Source organism: Natrinema soli (assembly GCF_028618695.1).
This window is the reverse complement of sequence record NZ_JAQIVI010000185.1, coordinates 1-1,400: the sequence shown is the minus strand read 5'-3', so window position 1 is coordinate 1,400 and position 1,400 is coordinate 1. Positions and strand designations below refer to the sequence as shown.

Below are 1,400 nucleotides of genomic sequence, written 5' to 3'. Positions count from 1 at the left end.
GCGGCGACCGACAGTGCCGCCGCGGCGTCGTTTCGGAGCACGTTGATCCCGACCGGCACGTCGACTGCGTCGACCAGTGGCGTCGCGATGGCGGTCATCTCCGCGACGACGTGTTTCGGGACGTCCTCGGGATAGAACGGCGTGTCGCCGAAGTTCTCGAGGATGATCCCGTCGATTCCACCCGCCTCGAGCCGGCGGGCGTCCTCGAGCGCGCGAGTTCGAATGGCCTCGCGATCACCGTCGAACCCCGGTGCACCGGGGAGCGCCGGGAGGTGGACCATACCGATGACGGGGCGGTCGGCATCGAACAGATCCGAGACGAACGGGTTCGGGGCGGTCATATCAGCTCTGGTACCGCGATCGGGATAAGTGGCCGTGGGACCGCATCGCGGGTGTGACCTGCTACGCAGCGGCATACTAGGCGGCAATGGCCTCCCCGTCCACGGGCGTTTTCCCGCCACCGTGACTACGATCGGTCGATGACTGACGTCCTCTCTCCGTTACCGTTAGGTGATCTCGAGGCTCCGAACCGAATCGCCGTCTCCCCGATGTGCCAGTACTCCTGCGAGGCCGACGGGCTGCCGACCGAGTGGCACCGCGTCCACCTCGGGAGCCGGGCCGTTGGCGGGGCCGGTATCGTCATGACCGAAGCGACCGCCATTTCCCCAGCGGGGCGGATCACGCCCCACGACCTCGGCATCTGGAGCGACGAGCACGCGGCTGCACTCGAGCCGATCACCGAGTTCGTCCGCGAGCAGGGCGGGCTGCCGGCGATCCAGCTCGCCCACGCGGGCCACAAGGCAAGCAAGAAGCGTCCGTGGGACGGCAACCTCCCGATCGGGCCGGACGAGACCGATCCCGACGGTGCGGCGGGCTGGGAAGTTCTCTCGCCGTCGCCCGACGCCTATCCGCCGTTCGACGGCGACCGGCCGGCGATGCGGAAGGCCGACGCGGACGACATTCAGGGGGTGATCGACGCCTACCGCGCCGCGGCCGAACGCTCGCTCGAGGCCGGGTTCGAGATCGCCGAGGTTCACGCAGCACACGGCTACCTGCTCCACGAATTCCTTTCGCCGGTGACGAACCGCCGCGAGGACGACTACGGCGGCAGCTTCGAGAACCGCACGCGGCTGGTCCGCGAAGTCGTCGCGGCTGTCCGCGAGATCTGGCCCGACGAGAAGCCGGTGTTCGTCCGCATCTCCGGAACGGACTGGTTCGACGACCGCGAGTCGTGGGACATCGAGCAGTCGGTTCGGCTGGCGGACGCGCTCGCCGATCTGGGCGTCGATCTGGTCGACGTCAGTTCGGGCGGGCTCCACCCCGAACAGACACCCCCGGTGGGGCCGAACTTCCAGGTGCCGCTGGCCGAGCGGGTTCGTGCGGGTGCCGACGTCGCCGTC

General features: G+C 68.9%; 2 protein-coding genes. One reads left to right on the top strand and one right to left on the bottom strand.

What is annotated here, in order from left to right; translation table 11 throughout:
• The coding region (locus PGX04_RS12375; protein ID WP_273738791.1) for a BtpA/SgcQ family protein at positions 1-341 on the bottom strand (341 nt) is incomplete at its 3' end.
• 138 nt (positions 342-479) lie between these two features.
• Here PGX04_RS12375 and PGX04_RS12370 point away from each other — a divergent pair.
• The coding region (locus PGX04_RS12370; RefSeq protein ID WP_273738789.1) for an NADH:flavin oxidoreductase/NADH oxidase at positions 480-1,400 on the top strand (921 nt) is incomplete at its 3' end.